Below are 17594 nucleotides of genomic sequence, written 5' to 3' on the forward strand. Positions count from 1 at the left end.
ACATCTCCATATTGAACCGTAAATCCTCATGTCTACTTACAAAGAACTTTTGCAGCAACAAGAAGCACTGGCACTTCGTATCGAAGAAGCCCGCAAAACGGAGATTTCCGATGCAGTGCAACGAGTTCGCGCATTGGTAAGCGAGTATGGACTGAGCGCTGACGATGTGTTTTCTTCAGGTCGACGCACCAACAAGCCTCGTACAACGGGCAAGGTGGCACCTAAGTACCGTGACTCAGCAACTGGCCAAACATGGACTGGCCGTGGCAAAGCCCCTAAATGGATTGAAGGCCAGGACCGCGCAAAATTCCTGATCGCTTAAATTGCGTTCAGACAATCAAAAAGGCATCTTCGGATGCCTTTTTTAGTTATTTCCCATTAGAAATCATTTGCTTGCTTGTTTGTTTTTTTGCTTTTAAATGCCCATGCCAGATCCAGGCACGGCAGGTTTTTGCAAATTTCGTTGACAGGGAAAGCGTAAGTCGTCGCTCGCGGCAAGCGGCGAGCGACGCAATACACAGTGCACTGCCCGAGATACTAGGCGGCATTTCGAATCATTCTTAACGCCGGGTGAAATAACGACGGCCCGATCTTGATTACACTTTTTCTATAAACCAGGAACAGCCTTTGACTATGTCGGCTTTCGTTCCCATTTTCGGCTCCATTTATGCAGACAGATGCTGGGCAGCACACCCGGGGCAGCATATGACTTCGTACCGCAACCAAGGTGGGCGGCCTATTGAGCGCTGTTTTGCTCCGGCGACGGGCCCATCCCGTGGACGCTGTGGAGGCTCAAGCCAGGTGAGAGTCGCCATGCTCGCTGCCAGTCTGCCGCAAAAAATGAGGGCGGCGACGCCTCTTGGCTGCTTCTACGATAATTGCACTATTGAATCCAACCAGGAGTATTGTTCATGAGCGACGACACACAGCAACGTATCGATCAATTGGTCAAGGGCCATCAGATCGTCCTGTTCATGAAGGGCAACGCAAGCTTTCCGATGTGTGGCTTTTCTGGTCGTGCCATCCAGATCTTGAAAGCCTGCGGTGTCAGCCCCCAGAGCCTGACCACATTCAACGTGCTTGAGGACGACGCAGTCCGCCAAGGCATCAAGGACTACAGCCATTGGCCCACCATTCCGCAGTTGTATGTCAATGGCGAATTCGTCGGCGGGTCAGACATCATGATGGAGATGTACGAATCGGGCGAACTGCAACAGTTGGTGGGCGCTAGCGAATAAAGTCCACGCTCCCCATAAAAAAACGGACGCTCGCGCGTCCGTTTTCATTGGGCACTCTCAAGCCTACTTGCGAACTACAACTTCCACGCGGCGAGCGGCTGAATTCGTTGAGGCGTTACCAGTAGGGTCCGCAGGCTTTTCAAGCACTGTGCGGTCTTGCGGCACCCCGGCAGCCACCAGGGCAGCCTGTACCGCCTCGGCGCGCTGTTTGGAGAGTTCAGCATTTTTCGCTGCATCACCGGTAGCATCATTAAAGCCTGAGATGACCGCTTTGGCATCTGCGTTGGCCTTCAAATAGTTCACCAGTTCCGTCGCTTTGGCTCCGAACTCGGCAGACACATCGGTCTTACCGGTTTCAAAGTAAACCTTGAGTGCCGGAGCTTCGCTGGACAGCCAGGCCAGAATGCCAGCGCCTTCAGGCTCTGTACTGGACTGAACGTCGCCACCCGGCACGCTGGCGCCGGTGGCCGGAGTAGAGGCCGGTGCGGACGCTGGTGCCGTGGCTGGACCAGGACCGAAGCCACCGATCACACCAGAAGCCCCTGTATCAGGCGCGGAAGCTGGCGCGGTGGCCGGCACCGGTTCACTGGTGCGGCTCTTGGAGCAGTAGTTCAAGCCAAACAGCGCTGCGATCGCCACGATGATCCATGGCAACCATTTCATGGCGCCACCTGCGCCCGCCGTACCCGAAGCTGCTGGCACGACCGGAGCCGCCAATTGAACCTGCCCTGCTGCGGCCAGGCTGGCAATTTCAGGAGGCAAGGTAGATGGAATGCTCCCGCCTGGGGTCAATTTGCCGACCACGGCCGGCAACAAATATCCAACGGCAGAAGTGACGCTCTCCCGGTCCACCCCCAGCCTGGAAGTCAACAGCGAAAGCAAACCGCCGCTTGCGCCAATGGCAGTCTCAAGCTGGCTATTGCTGACGGGCTGGGCAGCAGGGCCACCACCCAGCCAGGATTGCACGATGGGCCCCAGACCAGCCGCCTTGAACTTTTCAAGAAATCCGGTAAGGCCACCAGTTTCCTTGGCCGTCATGTAGGCCAGCAGCATTTGCAGAAGTGGCAACGCCTTGTCGCCCACACCAAAGCGTGTAGCCGCTTCGCGAATTAAGATGTCAAACATAATAGGCCTTTCGTTTCAGGTATCGGGTTGCATGGTAATTCCAGGAATTCAGCTTCATAAGCGTGCGTTCGGACCTGGGAACGGGGCCACTGAGTGCATCCTGAGGACGTCCATGCCCTGGGTCATTATAGGGAGCGTAATGACTCCATCATGTCATCCGGTTCCTACATAGCGCCCTGCCCTTTTGGCCCTTTTCGAACTAACAACTGAGGCATTTTCATCTGGTACTTGTCGTTAATTCACTCGCCGGAATGCAGCAAGGTCAGCCATGACAATATGGCCTCCACGCGAGCCTGAGGCTTTCTTTTTTCTTGCGCACGCATGAGCTTTACACAACAACTGCTGATCATTGCGCTGCTCATCGCCGCCAGCGCATTTTTCTCGGTGGCCGAGATTTCTCTCGCAGCTTCACGCCGCTTGCGCTTGCGTCAATTTGCCGACGACGGCGACGACAGAGCGCTCCGGGTACTGCGTATCCATGAGCAGCCTGGCTACTACTTCACCGCTGTTCAGATTGGTGTGAACGCCATCTCCATTCTTGGTGGCATTGTGGGCGAAGGGCTTCTCAGCCCTTACTTCAGTCAGTGGCTTGCTGTATGGCTTAGCCCATCCGCCGCAGGCACCGTGGCGTTCATAGGCTCGGTGATCGCCGTGACCTCTGTCTTCGTGGTGTTTGCTGATCTGGTGCCGAAACGCCTGGGCATGGCCGAGCCCGAGCGCGTGGCCATGTGGGTGGTGGGGCCGATGGAGAAGTTCCTGCTCGCGTTCAAACCCGTCGTGTGGTTCTATACAAGAGCTTCCGACCTCACTATGAAACTTTTCGGCCTGCCCACCCAGCGGGATGAACGCATCACGCCAGACGACATACTGGCCTTGGCCGAAGCAGGCACTCAGGCGGGCGTGCTGGCCAGGCCTGAGCAGCAGGTCATAGAAAATGTGTTCGAGTTGGACACGCGCGTGGTGTCCAGCGCCATGACGCCACGCGATCGCATTGCCTGGCTGAGCAGGGACGACCCCGATGAAGTGGTTCGGGCACGAATTGCCGCGGAGCCCTTTTCCACCTACCCCGTGTGCGACGGCCAACTCGATCGCCTGCTGGGCTACGTGGATGCCAAAGACTTGTTTCAGTGCGCACTCAATTCCAGGCCTATTCACCTGAACGACCCCAGCCTGCTGCACAAGGTGGTGGTAGTACCCGATCGCCTGACGCTCTCCGAAGTGCTGCTCGAGTTTCGCCGCCAGCAGGAGGATTTCGCCGTCATCGTCAATGAATATGGCACCGTGGTCGGCGTGGTCACCTTGAACGACGTGATGAGCACCGTGATGGGCGAGCTGGTGACGCCGGAAGATGAAGAGTTGATTGTCCGCAGAGACGACGGATCGTGGCTGATGGACGGACACGCGCCCATGCAGGATGTTCAGCGCGCGTTGGATCTCGCTGATCTGCCTGATCCGGAAGAATACGACACGCTTGGCGGCTTTCTCATGGTCATGCTCCGGCGCGTGCCGCGCCGCACGGACCGTGTGCATTGGGGCGGCTACCGTTTCGAGGTGATGGACGTGGACAACTACCGCATCGACCAGGTGCTGGTGACGACTCAGACTGAGGCTCTGGAAAAAAGCCCCTAGATGCAATGCTGTTCACTTAAGCACACCAATACCCGTTCGGGCTGAGCTTGTCGAAGCCGGGTGCGACGCTTCGACAGGCTCAGCGCGAACGGACTGGGTTTAACTGAACAGCATTGCCCCTAGGTGCGATCTTCGCGCCATTGGAAGTAGGTCTGCAATGCGCGTCGAACTGACTCGGCGAAATCCAGCGACTTGAAGGCTTCCAGACCGGTCAGCTCCTTTTGCTCACGCAGCTCAGGCGCTGCCAGCAGCAGTTGCGCTGTATCCGCCAGCGACTCATAAGGAGCGCCAAATACCGCGGCCCGCAAGGCCGGATGAAGCTCACTGTCGGGATAAAGTTCGCAAAGGACTGCCTTGCGTCGTCGCAACAATTGCCCCAGGCGCACCACTTCAACGATGCGGGAATCGTCATAGGCATGCACATTCAGCACCAGTTTGGCCCTGCGTAACTGCGCATCTCTAAAATCATTACTGAACCCGAAATCTCCGTCATTGCTGACCACGCGGAGACCACGCTGCCTCATTTGATCCAGCAGCTTGCGACGGCGCGGCCTCATCGCTCCATAAAAGAAAACATCGATGTCCCGCTCCGCCTGCGCAAGCCGATCGGCCAAACCCCATTCACTATCGGCACCTGCGACATAGCCATAGGGGCAATGGGCAAAATTCTCAACGCCCAGTCGCTCAAACCCGGATATGTTCGCAAGGCTGTATTCCCATACAAAATGCTGCCTCAGCAATTGGAGGTATGAACCCCGTTGCGATGAGATGAGCTGCTCAAAGTTAACCACTATGCACCGCGCCGCCATGGGCTGCGACACGGGAGGATCGACGTCCAGGCAGAACAGCATGACATTGAAGTCCACATCCTGTCGCAACTGCGCCGGCCCATAGGTCGTCTCGTGCCCCAGAAGCCTGAGGGCGCAGAGAAAAGACTGGATCACTTCCTGGAGCAACTCGTCCATCACCGCTCCGGCGAAAGACGTCAAATGGATACGCATCCTGCGCTAGCTCACTGCAAACCGAGAATGTTGCGCTTGAAGTAGTAGTCCGTGAAGGCCTTGGCGAGTTCAGTTCCGCGCCGAATATCTTCTGACGATGCCTCCAAAGCCAGACCAAAAAAATAAAGGTCGTGGCTGGTATGGTCTTCATAGAAGTGCCATGTGGAAAACCAGCTATCCAGGTTCACCAGGCCTGCAATATCGCTTTGCGTAAGATTACGGTAGTAGTCACTTCCCTGCTCATTCGTCAGCGGCGAATCCGTGGGGCTATAAGCGGTCGTGCCGTGTTGCCTGCGCCCTGTCGTGGCGCATGTCAGGACCATGAGGCCTCCGGGCCTGACTACGCGCAGCATGTTGAGAAAGGTCTTTCGCCAGGCGGGGTTGTGTTCCATCATTTCGCTGGAAATGACAACATCAAACGCATCCGCAGGCGCCCCATAGTCCTGCCCCGGGCAAACGGTGTCCACGCCTGGCCCCGCTCCCACGTCCAGTCCCTCGTAGGCGCAATCAGTAAAAAACTGCCTGACCGAGCCGTTCAGATCCAGGCTACCCACCTCCAGGACCTTCTTGCCCGCAAAGAAATCCGGCAAGAACTGCTTGACGCCGGAAACAAAGAAAAGCTGTTGGGGGTGCGACATCTGGATGTACGAGGTAAAAATGAGCTCTATCGAATGCTGGCTTTCGGATGATGGTTGCCCGGCAAGGGCAGCGCCCGCTTCCCTAGGAAGCCCTATGCCGGATCATTCCAGATCCAACGGCTTTGGGCTGCGGTCACCGCGTTGGGATACTGTGGTTTACCGCGTGAGCCGTTGTAGCGGCCCAGAGCCATGAACGTGTCTCCACGCTCCCGGTCCAGGTAATGCCGCAAGATATTGCAGCCAAAGCGCAGGTTGGTCTGCATGTGAAAGAGCTTGCCGGGGTCGCCATCGCCTATGACCCGGGTCCAGAACGGCATCACCTGCATGTAGCCACGAGCCCCTACGCTGGAGACCGCATATTTGCGAAACGCGCTCTCCACCTGGATGAGCCCCAGCACCATCGAGGTATCCAGCCGCGCACGCCGGCTTTCATACCAGACGGTTTGAAGAAATTCGATGCGCGTGGAGAAGTCTTTCTTGCGGCCAAACAGCCGGTCGCTCATCGCCGATAACCAGCGAAGATAGGCAAGTCGTGCGGCAGTAGAGCTAAAGACGGGAACGGGCGGTGCAGTATTGGCAATGGCAGAGCTGAGTGCAGTGCGCACGGAATCGATCATCGGCTCTTCGAGCTGACCTCCTGCCCAGGCAGTCTCGGGCACGACCCATGGCGCCGCGAGAACAGGTACGGACAGCAATAACCTGCGCCTGGACGGACCGTCTGCCCTTGACGTGGCCGCCACCTTGACGCCCTCGCATTCGGTGAGAGCTTGCTTGGGACGGCCCGGCGCTGCAAACTCCAAATCACCTCCGGCTTCGCCTTTGGTGAGAGCTTGCTTGGGGCGGCCCGGCGCTGCAAACTCCAAATCACCTCCGGCTTCGCCTTTGGTGAAAGCTTGCTTGGGGCGGCCCGGCGCTGCGCTCATGCCCCCAATCGACCTTTTACGAAGGCCGTGATGTCGGCAGCGGCGACTTTGGTGGGAGCGGCGTCACGGCGGTGTTGGTACTCCACCTGGCCTTCTTTCAGGCCGCGGTCGCCTATGGTCACGCGGTGAGGCACACCGATCAACTCCCAGTCAGCGAACATGGCACCGGGTCGCTCACCACGGTCATCCAGGATGACATCCACGCCGGCCGCCACCAGATCCTGGTAGAGGCTCTCGGCGCTGGCTTTCACTGCTTCGCTGCGGTCCATGCCCACAGGACAGATCACCAGGGTGAATGGCGCAATCGCGTCAGGCCAGATGATGCCGCGCTCATCGTGATTCTGTTCGATGGCTGCAGCCGGCAAGCGTGTGACACCAATACCATAGCACCCCATCTGGAAGTGCTTGGGTTTGCCGTCTTCGTCGAGGAAGGTGGCATTCATCGCCTTGCTGTACTTGGTGCCCAGGAAGAAGATATGGCCCACTTCAATGCCGCGCTGGATGGCCAATTCGCCCTGCCCGTCTGGCGAGGGATCCCCAGCCACGACATTTCGGATGTCCGCCACCAGGTCTGGCTCAGGCAGATCACGTCCCCAGTTGACGCCGGTCAAGTGAAAATCTTCTTCGTTGGCCCCGCAGACCCAATCTGCCATCACCGCCACCTCGCGGTCGGCCACAACCTTGACAGGCTTTTTCAGCTGGATGGGGCCCAGATACCCTGGCTTGGTGCCGAAATGCTCGATGATCTCTGGCACGGTGGCAAACCGGAAGCTCTCGTTCAACCCGGGCAGCTTACCGACCTTGATTTCATTCATGTCATGGTCACCGCGAAGCAGCAGGAGCCAGACCTGGGTCTTGCCGACTTCACCCTGATCATCAAGGGTGTCCGTTGCCAGCACCAGGGACTTGACCGTTGACTTCAAAGGTATGCTCAGCAGCTCGGCCACGTCCGCGCAAGTGCTTTTCCCAGGAGTGGGCGTCTTCGTCAAAGCTTGCCCTGCGCCTGGGCGCGGTGCCGCTGGCGCAGCGCTCTCTGCCTTTTCCATATTGGCGGCGTACCCACTGCCCGTGCTGTAGACGATGGCATCTTCACCCGTGGAGGCGATCACCTGGAACTCTTCGCTCAGATCGCCGCCAATGGCGCCTGAATCTGCAGCCACCGCGCGGTAGCTCAGTCCAAAACGGTCAAAGATGGCCCTGTACGCCCGGGCCATGATTTGGTAGCTGGCCTTGGCGCCTGCTTCGTCACGGTCAAAACTGTAAGCGTCTTTCATGACAAATTCGCGGCCACGCATCAGGCCAAAGCGCGGACGGCGCTCATCGCGAAACTTGGTCTGAATCTGATAAAGATTCTTGGGTAATTGCTTATAGCTGCGGAAATCCTGGCGCGCGATGTCCGTGACAGCCTCTTCGCTGGTAGGTTGAACGACAAAATCACGCTCATGCCTGTCCTGAATGCGCAGCAACTCGGGCCCCATGGTCTGAAACCGCCCTGTCTCGCGCCACAGTTCAGCCGGCTGAACCACGGGCATGGAGCACTCCACCGCCCCTGCGCGGTTCATTTCCTCACGCACGATGGCCTCCACCTTGCGGATCACGCGCAAACCCATGGGCATGTACGTGTAGACACCCGCAGAAAGGCGCTTGATCATGCCGGCGCGCGTCATCAGCTGATGGCTGACCACCTCGGCATCAGCCGGCGCTTCCTTGAGAGTGGAAATCAGGAACTGAGATGCTTTCATCGGATCCAAAAAAAGGCTGTGCGGGCCATGGGGTAAGTGCCACCCCTTCACGCCTGGTTAAGCGTGCATAATGACTGCAACTATTGAAAATTTGAGGTTCGATTATGCTCGACCGGGAAGGCTTTCGCCCGAATGTCGGCATCATCTTGCTCAACCAGCGAAATCAGGTATTTTGGGGCAAGCGCATACGCACCCATTCCTGGCAGTTTCCGCAAGGTGGCATTGATCGCGGTGAATCCCCCGAACAAGCCATGTTCCGAGAATTGCACGAGGAAGTCGGGCTCCAGCCCGAGCACGTGCGCATTGTGGCCCGAACCCGCGACTGGTTGCGTTACGAGGTGCCAGACCGGTTTATCCGCCGCGACGCGCGCGGACATTACAAAGGCCAGAAGCAGATATGGTATTTGCTTCAGCTGACTGGCTATGACTGGCAGCTCAATCTGAGAGCCACCAGCCATCCAGAGTTTGACGCTTGGCGCTGGAATGACTACTGGGTCCCGCTGGATGTGGTGGTGGAATTCAAACGCGGCGTCTACGAGATGGCATTGACCGAATTGGCACGCTATCTGCCGCGTACGGAACACCGCAACCGCTACCTGAGAGGTGGCATGCGCCCTCGCGAACAGGACAGCATGGCGAGCGACTTTCATGCACAACCGCATCTGGGTTCTGAACAGCGGCCTGCTTTCGAGCACCGCACCCTGATCGCAGGCTTTGAGTTGCCTCCCGGAGCCACCCTTGACAGCCTGCCGGACAGCGGTGGACCCAAGCGACAAAGCAGCATTTGAATTCAAGGCCCGTGTCCAGTGAACCAGAGAAATGGGCCATGCGTGTACTGCCGTCCCGGCCTTTGGTGTGGGAGCTCACGCACTGTCGATCTCTCTGTTTCAAGGGACTGAAGAGGCGTATTCACCTGCACCACCCATGTGCTGCACGTGGGACCGTGTCGATCAGGAACTCCTGCCCTGCTATCCACTCATCAGACATGAAGAAACTCTCCATTTTTTCCATACTCCCTACCGCGATAACCGCCGCCATGCTTTGCATGGCATGGCCAGTGGCCGCGCAATATGCAGATCTGGATCGCGCGCAGTGGGCGGAAGATGCCGTCCCGCCACCACCTGCTTACAGCCTCAAAGGCCTGATTGACGTAGTGGTCCCGGCGGCGTCCTCAGTCAAGATCGGCCTTGACCCGGACACGATCTCCATCAATCAAGAGACCGGTGTTGTTCGCTATGTGATCATCGCGCGAGGCCCCAGCGCGGTCAATGCCATATACGAAGGCATTCGCTGCGCCACTGGTGAATACCGCGTCTACTCACGCAAGACGCAAGACAGCGACTGGGTCGCCAGCGGTTCAAATGAATGGAAGAGCATGCGGGGCCAAGTGACCTACCCGCACCCCTACAGGCTGGCCCGTGATGGAATTTGCATTGGCACTGGTACGAACCAGACCAAGGACGCCATGGTAAGGGCCCTTAGATCGCCCAAAGGCACGCTGTACAACGACTAGGATTAACGGCGGCACCTGGTGCCGCAAAAGTGTGAGCCATGTGCGATCGCGCATTGAGGTAGCGTTGACGATCGCAGCCCCTATTTACTCGTCACTTGGGCCGGGGATTACGGCGACCACGGGGGGGGTTAACTGGTTTGACCAACGTTTCCAGATCGAACTCCAATTCCTTTGCCTTTGCTTTCAGCACGGCATGAGCCAAGTGCTCCCAATCATTGAAGGCTGCGTTGCTCAACACCGTGGCGTATTTCTCGTCCAGCGAGGAGGCGTCAAAGGCGGCTAGTTTTAGCTGCTCCTCATCGGGGAGCATGTATTTCGGCGAAGGCTTAGAAACTTCCTCAGCTTTTATAGCCCTCAAGGTTCTGATGATGATTTCACCAGAAACATCAAGCCCTTGGGCCGCCCACGTGTTCAGCACTGAGAAGTGCCCACTGTCGGCTGCCAGGGCAAGTGCGCGATCGCGATCCTCGCTCGTCCACACCGCTGTTCCACGTTGCAGTAGTGTCGACGCAACGCGCCAAAAACCGTAATCCGCGGCGCGATCCAGCATGTCAGGCCGGTATGCAACTTCGACACCGGTGGAATCGAGAGCTGTGAAAAAAACGTGGGCAAGCTTGTCGTTTCCGCACTGCTTGAGCCAGTTGATCAACGCACCAAAGTGGCCATGAAGTCCCGCTATTCGAAGGCATTCTCGATCCACAGCTGCCGGTGTATTGTTAGAGCGATTGGTCCGGATCAGGCTATCTAATAGCAGACGGACGATGTGAGAATGGCCGCGACTATGAGCCAAGCTCAGCGCAGTATCACCGTTGTCTTTGAAAATGAAACCACTTCCATTCCGCAAAGCGATGACGCTGCGTACGTCTCCCCTCTCAGCCGCCATCATCATCGCAGTGCTCCCATCACGACGTTGGCGATTCAGAAGCGACGTCCGATCCATCAATCCTGCCAGCAACTCAACGCAATGAGAATGTCCGTGTGACACAGCGAACATCAATGCGGTGGTCCCTTGCGCGTCGGCGTGGTTAAGAGCCTCTAGGTCCCCCAGCGTGTTAGCCAGAACACGGATAACGTCCAAGTGGCCGTGCTGAGCGGCCAACATAAGTGCGTTGATACCCTGCGGATCAGGCTGGTTGATCCCCCCCGACCTCTTCAGCAACTCCGCTAATATCCGGACGGATTCGGTGTGCCCGCTTCTGGCAGCCCACATCAGTGGGGTGTGACCCTGACCGTCAGTCTTATTTATTTCCGATCGCGATTCGAGCAGGTTCGCCAAGATCCGGACAGGTTCGGTGTGCCCATTTTTGGCAGCCAACATCAGTGCAGTTTGACCCTGATCATCAGCGCTATTGATTGCCGTTTTCAGCAGGTCCGCCAAGATCCTGACGGATTCGGCGTGCCCACTTCCGGCTGCCCATGCGAGTGCGTTGCGCCCCTGCACGTCAACCTGGTTGATCGCCTCTGGCGTCTTAAGCAGATCCACGAAGATCTGCACGGCTTCTGTATGCCCGCTTCCGGCGGCCAACATCAATGCGGTTCGGCCCTGGCCGTCCGCTTTATTGATCGCCTCTGGCTTCTTCAGCAGGTCCGCCAAGATTCGGACGGTTTCTGTGTGCCCGCTTCTGACGGCCCACATCAGTGCCGTGTGCCCCTGGCCGTCAGCCTGATTGATCGCCTCCGGCTTCTTTAGCTGGTGCGCCAGGATCCGGACGGTTTCAGTGTGTCCGCTTCTGACGGCCAGCATCAATGCGGTGTGACCCTGAGCGTCAGCCTGATTGATCGCCTCCGGCTTCTTCAGCAGATCCGCCAAGACTTGGACGGTTTCAGTGTGGCTGTTGACGACGGCCCACATCAGTGCCGTGTGACCCTGAGCGTCAGGCTGGTTGATCGCCTCTCGCGTTTTCAATCGACCAGCCAGCACCCTGACGATTTCGGTGTGGCCGCTCTCAGCTGCGCACATCAATGCGCTCTTTCCGCCCTCGCCCAGCTGGTTGATCAACTCCGGCGCCAGCTGAACTGCCGACCACTGGACTTGTGCGAGGTCACCATCACGTGCTGCACGGCACAAGTTCGATACCGCTTCTGCGGCCTCTTGCGCATTCAATACGGGAGTGGGAGGAAAAAAATAATGAATGACCGCGTACAGCGTTGAGACCAGGAAATTTCGCCCTTCATTCAAGCTCTGCCTGGTGTCTCCTGTACCCACACTTACCATTCGGCCATTGCTGGCCTCGTGGGAGGATGCGACCTCAACGGGTTGGGAGTAGAAACCCTGAGAAATTCGATCGATGGAGCCAGACATGCGGGCAATCTTCCATGAAACAGATGAATAACCGCTCAAATGAAGCAGGCGGTTTACTGAACTACTGAATGTGAGTAACTCCAAACAGCGTTCGGTTCCATGGCAAGTTCTTACCGCAATTTATTCTCAGGCGGAAGGTGCATCGGTGGGTAGCAGGCTCATTTCAGACGGCGCTCCGCCTATGGCGCACTCCCGGCAACTCCGAATCCGCTATTTTTTTGCCTCTTCAGCGGCTCAGCACCAGGTTGTCGCGGTGAACCATCTCCGGCTCGGCCATGTACCCCAGCAGAGCTTCGATCTGGCTAGAGGGTTTGCGGCATAGCAAACGCGCCTCTGCGCTGGAGTAATTGGCGAGCCCGCGCGCGATTTCTGCCCCAGCTTCATCGCGGATGGCCACTACGTCGCCACGGGAAAACACGCCCTCTATGGCCGTCATGCCCACGGGTAACAGGCTCTTGCCTTCGCCCCGAAGCTTGGCAGCGGCCCCAGTGTCCACACTGAGCGCTCCGCGCAGTTGCAAGTGATCGGCCATCCACTGTTTGCGCGCCTGTGTCTTCTGCGTGGGGGCCACCAGCAGCGTTCCAATGCGCTCGCCCCTGGCCAGGCGCAGAAGCGCGTCAGGCTCGCGGCCCCAGGCGATCACGGTAGAGGCACCTGAACCCGCCGCACGCCGCGCGGCCACGATCTTGGTCAGCATGCCCCCTTTGCCAATGGAAGAGCCGGCGCCACCGGCCATCAACTCCAGCGCCCTGTCTCCCGCTCGCCCTTCATGAACAAATTCCGCGTTCGGGTTCTGACGAGGATCGGCCGTGTAGAGGCCCTTTTGATCGGTGAGAATCACCAGCAGATCGGCTTCGACCAGGTTGGCCACCAGCGCCCCCAGAGTGTCGTTGTCGCCGAATTTGATTTCGTCGTTCACTACCGTGTCGTTTTCATTGATCACCGGCAGCACCTGGTGCTGCAATAGCGTGAGCAATGTGGAGCGGGCATTGAGATAGCGCTCGCGATCGGCCAGGTCGGCGTGCGTCAGCAGCACCTGCGCGCTGCGCAGGCCATGTTCGCGAAGTTTGGTCTCATACATCTGCGCCAGGCCCATTTGACCGACGGCCGCGGCGGCCTGGAGCTCATTGATCTCGCGAGGGCGCTTGGCCCATCCCAGCCGCTTCATGCCTTCTGCAACCGCGCCGCTGGACACCATGATGACCTCACGCCGCCCGTTGAGCCCCGCTTCCGGCGAACCCTCAGCCAGTTGGGCCATCTGCCTGCACCACTCTCCGATGGCCTGCTCATCCAGACCACGACCGTCATTGGTCACCAGGCTGGAGCCCACTTTCACCACGATGCGGCGTGCGTTACGCAGCACGTCTGATGTTTCTTGTTGAGTCATTTCAGTTGTCCATGGGGCTGCATGTCGCGTGCAGCGGAGAGGCGCAAACGGGTATTAGCCGTTGTTTGGTCGTTGTTACCGTGGCGGTATTGAGCGCCCTCTTGCTCTGAGCGAGGAGGTGCGCCTGCTTTACTCCCTCTCCCCCTGGGAGAGGGTGGGGGGGGCCGGCCATCCGGTGAGGGCATGCGGCGGTTGCATTCACTCCCTCTCCCTCCGAGAGAGGGTGGGGGGGCCGGCCGTCCGGTGAGGGCATACGGCGGTAATTTTAGGTGCAGTGTCTATTACTTGTCTTCTGCTCTTGCCTTGAGGTCGGAGGCCGGGGAGTGCGCCCGGCAGCGCAGCCACCTTCTTTCGGCCGGCGCTCCGGTGGTCCGCCAAAAGAACCTGGCGCAAGAAAAGGCGGCCCCACTGTCCGTGCCTATGCCGGCCGCGACCCTGCGCTTCGCTACGGGCAACCTGCGGTGCTCGGTCCAGGGGCGGTGCGGCAGAACTCGCTGCTTTCGCTTCGCTCAATACGCTCAAACAGCTGCCGCAAGCTAGTTCACGAAGCAAGAGCATCTTGCAGTGCTCTTGCCCACCCCTCGCCCTGCGCTCCTCGGCACGGCCAAAGGGGGTGAATACCCGACTCGGGCCATTGCTGCGCTCGGCCCTACACGTATCGGTCGCAAGCGACAGTCTACAACGCCCTCTCCCCCGGCCGGGAGAGGGCCCCAAATCAAAAGGCCGCGGAGCAGGCCATGCGGGGTGACCGCGGAGCGGGCTTTGCCCGGCCGCTGGTTGCGTCCCCCCAGGGGGGAAGGCGCGCAAGCGACTCAGGGGGGAGCTCATTCAGCAAATCGTGGATCTGGCGCTTCTTGTGGCTGCTCCGCCATGTGCTCGGCACGAAGATATTTGTAGATGGCGTGAATCAGCGGCTCGCAACCTTCGCGGGTCAGCGCCGAGATCTGGAATACAGGGCCCTTCCAGCGCATACGCTTGACGAAATCCTTTACACGAGCTTCGCGCTCTTCCAGCGGAACCATGTCCAGCTTGTTGAGCACCAGCCAACGCGGTTTGGCATGGAGCGCCTTGTCGTATTTTTTCAGTTCTGCAATGATGGCTTTGGCCTGTGCGACCGGGTCAGCATCATCAAAGGGAGCGAAATCCACCAGATGCAGGAGCACGCGCGTGCGCTGCAGATGGCGCAGGAACTGGTGGCCCAGACCTGCACCTTCGGATGCGCCTTCTATGAGACCGGGAATGTCGGCCACCACGAAACTCTGCTCGGGCCCCACACGCACCACGCCTAAATTAGGGTGCAATGTCGTGAAAGGGTAGTCGGCAATCTTGGGCCGTGCGTTGCTGACGGCCGCAATGAAAGTGGATTTTCCGGCGTTGGGCATGCCCAGCAAGCCGACATCAGCCAACACCTTCAATTCGAGCTTGAGGCTTTTCTTGTCACCTGGCCAGCCTGGGGTCTTCTGACGGGGCGCACGGTTGATCGCGCTCTTGAAACGCATATTGCCAAAGCCACCATCACCGCCCTTGGCGATCATAATCCGCTCGCCTGGCGTGAGAAGCTCGTACAGCACCTCACCGGTTTCAGAGTCGGTGACCAGCGTACCCACCGGCATTTTCAGCACGATGTCATCGCCGGCGGCGCCGAACATATCAGAGCCCATGCCGTGCTGACCGCGCTTGGCTTCATGCCGGCGCGAATAGCGAAAATCGACCAGGGTGTTCAGTGCGGGGTCCGCTACTGCAAAAACGTGGCCGCCGCGTCCGCCGTCACCCCCGTTGGGGCCGCCGAACTCCTTGTATTTCTCATGCCTGAACGAAACGCAGCCATTGCCACCGTCTCCTGCGGCGATTTCTATAAATGCTTCGTCTACGAACTTCATGGTGATCTCCTGGCTTCAAGCCGAGATTCTCGCCTGAAGCCCAACAAAAATAGCCCTTAGAACGTGTTCATGGTCTTTTTTGGCGCCGGGCGTCCGGGCGCCGGAGGCGCGCAGGCGCCCTTCCGGCGCCCTAAAAGACCATGAAGACGTTCTAAAACGCAAAAGCCCCGCTTGGCGGGGCTCCGGCGCATAGAGCGTCAGTGATCAGGCAGCTGGTGTTACAAACACTGTCTGCCGATTCTGAGCGCCCTTGATGGCGAATGACACATGGCCATCCACCAATGCGAAGAGCGTGTGGTCCTTGCCCAAGCCGACACCTGTGCCAGCATGGAAGCGTGTACCACGCTGACGGACGATGATAGCGCCAGCGCTGATGCTCTGACCGCCAAACACCTTCACACCCAGCATCTTGGGCTTGGAATCGCGCCCGTTTCGCGTTGAGCCGCCGCCTTTTTTCTGTGCCATGGTTCTTTACTCCTTGGACTTGCCGCCGCCGTTGATGGCGCCGATCTCGAGTTCGGTGAAGAGCTGGCGATGGCCTTGGCGCTTCTGATAATGCTTACGACGACGCATTTTGAAAATGCGCACTTTGTCGTGCTTGCCTTGGGAAACGACCGTAGCCGTTACTGTGGCGCCGGACACCAGGGGTGCCCCGATCTGCAACTCGCCGCCGCTTCCGACAGCCAGCACCTGATCAAGGGTGATTTCCTGGCCAACATCCGCAGCAATCTGTTCTACTTTAATTTTTTCGCCAGCGACAACGCGATACTGCTTGCCACCGGTTTTTATGACCGCGTACATGTGAACCTCTTCATGAATTGAAAAGCCTCTACCAGACCTATTTCTGGCAGAACCCGGTATTCTAGCAGTACTTCGGGTTTTCGCCAACTATGGGCAAGGAGCGCCAGTCAGGGTGCCCACGGACTTTCAACGGGTACGGATAGAAACTCTCTGCGGCTGGCTCGGGCAAAAGCCAGACACCATCACGTGAGAAGGCCATTTGTCATAATGCCGATCGCTGCACCTGCCGGTTGTAGCGCTCTCAAACCCAGCAGTCTCAGCCCTTGTCAGCCTCTTCCACAACCACCAATCAGGCCCTGAATCTCGTTGCGGCAGATATGCGCGAGGTAGACGCCACCATTGCCCGGCGGCTCGATTCCGGCGTGCCCTTGGTGGGCGAAGTCGCGCGCTACATCATTTCTGCGGGGGGCAAGCGTCTGCGACCCGTACTACTACTGCTGGTGTGTGGAGCCTTAGGGTGCCGCAGTGAACAGCGATTCAACCTGGCAGCAGTGGTCGAATTCATCCACACCGCCACCTTGCTGCACGACGACGTGGTCGACGAATCCACGCTTCGCCGGGGTCGCAGCACGGCCAACGAAGTATTCGGCAATCCCGCCAGCGTTCTGGTGGGCGACTTTCTCTATTCCCGCGCTTTCCAGATGATGGTGGACGCAGGCAGCATGCGCGTGATGCAGATCCTGGCAGATGCCACCAACATCATCTCTGAAGGAGAAGTGTTGCAGCTGATGAACATGCACGACGCTGCTCTCGACGAAGACGGTTATCTGCGCGTGATCCGTTCCAAGACTGCCAAGCTGTTTGAAGCCAGCGCAAGATTGGGCGCCCTGCTGGCAGGAGCGGACCCTAAGGTTGAAGCCGCTTGCGCTGAATACGGGCAATCGCTGGGAACAGCCTTCCAGGTCATCGATGATGTGCTCGACTACGATGGCGATGCCGAGGTCATGGGCAAGAACCTCGGCGACGACCTCAGAGAAGGCAAGGCCACTCTGCCGTTGATCCTGGCCATGCGCCTGGGCTCCGAAGAGCAGGCACGCCTTGTTCGCCAAGCCATTGAAACTGGCAGTACCGAGGATTTGCCAGCCATTGCGGAAATCGTACGCCAGACCGGCGCACTGGAACGCACGCGCGCGGCGGCAGCTGATCAGGCCCAAAGAGCCATAGACGCAGCTCGCATGCTCCCGTCCAATGAATACACAGACAGCCTGCTGGAGCTAGCGTCCCAGCTCTTGCTGAGACGCTCGTAATACCGCGCTCCCGAGCGTTTTCGGGCCCCTACCAATTGGTACGAAGCTGATGCGTAAGTACTCGCAGGGTGCTCCGTGAGCGATGTGGGGGACCCATGAGGAGAGCTGGATAGGGCTCGGCTCATGTCCCCCTCCTACACCTGATTGCGTGTTTCGGGCATGACCCGC

At 58.4% G+C, this 17594-nt stretch carries 16 protein-coding genes and 1 pseudogene; 6 read left to right on the forward strand and 11 right to left on the reverse strand.

What is annotated here, in order from left to right:
- Window positions 1-28: 28 nt before the first annotated feature.
- Both ABIE13_RS24425 and grxD read left to right on the forward strand, forming a co-directional pair.
- A complete protein-coding gene (locus tag ABIE13_RS24425) occupies window positions 29-322 on the forward strand; it encodes an H-NS histone family protein (protein WP_354448387.1) in 294 nt (97 codons plus the stop codon).
- Window positions 323-911: 589 nt separating this feature from the next.
- Window positions 912-1238 carry a Grx4 family monothiol glutaredoxin gene (grxD, locus tag ABIE13_RS24430; protein WP_354448389.1) on the forward strand — a complete coding sequence of 109 codons (327 nt, stop codon included), beginning with the start codon at window positions 912-914 and terminating at the stop codon, window positions 1236-1238.
- A gap of 63 nt (window positions 1239-1301) precedes the next feature.
- Here the strand turns inward: grxD and ABIE13_RS24435 are convergent, their stop codons facing one another.
- The gene (locus tag ABIE13_RS24435; RefSeq protein ID WP_354448391.1) at window positions 1302-2363 is read right to left on the reverse strand and encodes a YidB family protein; all 1062 of its coding nucleotides are present in this window, start codon (window positions 2361-2363) and stop codon (window positions 1302-1304) included.
- Window positions 2364-2684: 321 nt separating this feature from the next.
- Here ABIE13_RS24435 and ABIE13_RS24440 point away from each other — a divergent pair, with 321 nt between their 5' ends.
- Entirely contained in the window at window positions 2685-3992 is a 1308-nt protein-coding gene (locus ABIE13_RS24440; RefSeq protein WP_354448393.1) for a hemolysin family protein, read from the forward strand.
- Between the two features lie 119 nt (window positions 3993-4111).
- Here ABIE13_RS24440 and ABIE13_RS24445 read toward each other — a convergent pair whose 3' ends face one another.
- The 4 genes from ABIE13_RS24445 to ABIE13_RS24460 form a co-directional block, all read right to left on the reverse strand.
- A complete protein-coding gene (locus tag ABIE13_RS24445) occupies window positions 4112-4957 on the reverse strand; it encodes a hypothetical protein (protein WP_354448395.1) in 846 nt (281 codons plus the stop codon).
- Window positions 4958-5004: 47 nt separating this feature from the next.
- The gene (locus tag ABIE13_RS24450; RefSeq protein ID WP_354448397.1) at window positions 5005-5631 is read right to left on the reverse strand and encodes a class I SAM-dependent methyltransferase; all 627 of its coding nucleotides are present in this window, start codon (window positions 5629-5631) and stop codon (window positions 5005-5007) included.
- A 92-nt stretch (window positions 5632-5723) separates the two neighbouring features.
- Window positions 5724-6371 (reverse strand): lytic transglycosylase domain-containing protein, encoded by a 648-nt coding sequence (locus tag ABIE13_RS24455; protein WP_436278478.1) that lies wholly within the window; start codon window positions 6369-6371, stop codon window positions 5724-5726.
- Window positions 6372-6550: 179 nt separating this feature from the next.
- Window positions 6551-8296 carry a proline--tRNA ligase gene (locus tag ABIE13_RS24460; RefSeq protein WP_354448398.1) on the reverse strand — a complete coding sequence of 582 codons (1746 nt, stop codon included), beginning with the start codon at window positions 8294-8296 and terminating at the stop codon, window positions 6551-6553.
- 104 nt (window positions 8297-8400) lie between these two features.
- Between ABIE13_RS24460 and ABIE13_RS24465 the strand changes: the two genes are divergently transcribed.
- On the forward strand, window positions 8401-9084 hold the full coding sequence (locus ABIE13_RS24465) for an RNA pyrophosphohydrolase (RefSeq protein ID WP_354448399.1): 684 nt from the start codon (window positions 8401-8403) through the stop codon (window positions 9082-9084).
- A gap of 197 nt (window positions 9085-9281) precedes the next feature.
- Window positions 9282-9809 carry a CNP1-like family protein gene (locus tag ABIE13_RS24470; RefSeq protein WP_354448401.1) on the forward strand — a complete coding sequence of 176 codons (528 nt, stop codon included), beginning with the start codon at window positions 9282-9284 and terminating at the stop codon, window positions 9807-9809.
- Between the two features lie 91 nt (window positions 9810-9900).
- Here ABIE13_RS24470 and ABIE13_RS24475 read toward each other — a convergent pair whose 3' ends face one another.
- The 6 genes and pseudogenes from ABIE13_RS24475 to rplU form a co-directional block, all read right to left on the reverse strand.
- Window positions 9901-11619 carry an ankyrin repeat domain-containing protein gene (locus ABIE13_RS24475; protein WP_436278479.1) on the reverse strand — a complete coding sequence of 573 codons (1719 nt, stop codon included), beginning with the start codon at window positions 11617-11619 and terminating at the stop codon, window positions 9901-9903.
- A 3-nt stretch (window positions 11620-11622) separates the two neighbouring features.
- Window positions 11623-12111: pseudogene (locus tag ABIE13_RS27535) on the reverse strand (ankyrin repeat domain-containing protein); the annotation flags it as partial.
- Window positions 12112-12337: 226 nt separating this feature from the next.
- Entirely contained in the window at window positions 12338-13498 is a 1161-nt protein-coding gene (proB, locus tag ABIE13_RS24480) for a glutamate 5-kinase (RefSeq protein WP_354448405.1), read from the reverse strand.
- 824 nt (window positions 13499-14322) lie between these two features.
- On the reverse strand, window positions 14323-15378 hold the full coding sequence (gene cgtA / locus ABIE13_RS24485) for an Obg family GTPase CgtA (protein WP_354448407.1): 1056 nt from the start codon (window positions 15376-15378) through the stop codon (window positions 14323-14325).
- Window positions 15379-15582: 204 nt separating this feature from the next.
- Window positions 15583-15843 carry a 50S ribosomal protein L27 gene (gene rpmA, locus ABIE13_RS24490; protein ID WP_354448409.1) on the reverse strand — a complete coding sequence of 87 codons (261 nt, stop codon included), beginning with the start codon at window positions 15841-15843 and terminating at the stop codon, window positions 15583-15585.
- 6 nt (window positions 15844-15849) lie between these two features.
- On the reverse strand, window positions 15850-16179 hold the full coding sequence (gene rplU, locus ABIE13_RS24495) for a 50S ribosomal protein L21 (RefSeq protein ID WP_354448411.1): 330 nt from the start codon (window positions 16177-16179) through the stop codon (window positions 15850-15852).
- A 317-nt stretch (window positions 16180-16496) separates the two neighbouring features.
- Between rplU and ABIE13_RS24500 the strand changes: the two genes are divergently transcribed.
- Complete coding sequence (locus ABIE13_RS24500) at window positions 16497-17426, forward strand: polyprenyl synthetase family protein (RefSeq protein WP_436278480.1); 930 nt, start codon at window positions 16497-16499, stop codon at window positions 17424-17426.
- Window positions 17427-17594 lie beyond the last annotated feature (168 nt).

Source organism: Ottowia thiooxydans, from assembly GCF_040548795.1.
Taxonomy (GTDB): Bacteria; Pseudomonadota; Gammaproteobacteria; order Burkholderiales; family Burkholderiaceae_C; genus Ottowia; species Ottowia thiooxydans_A.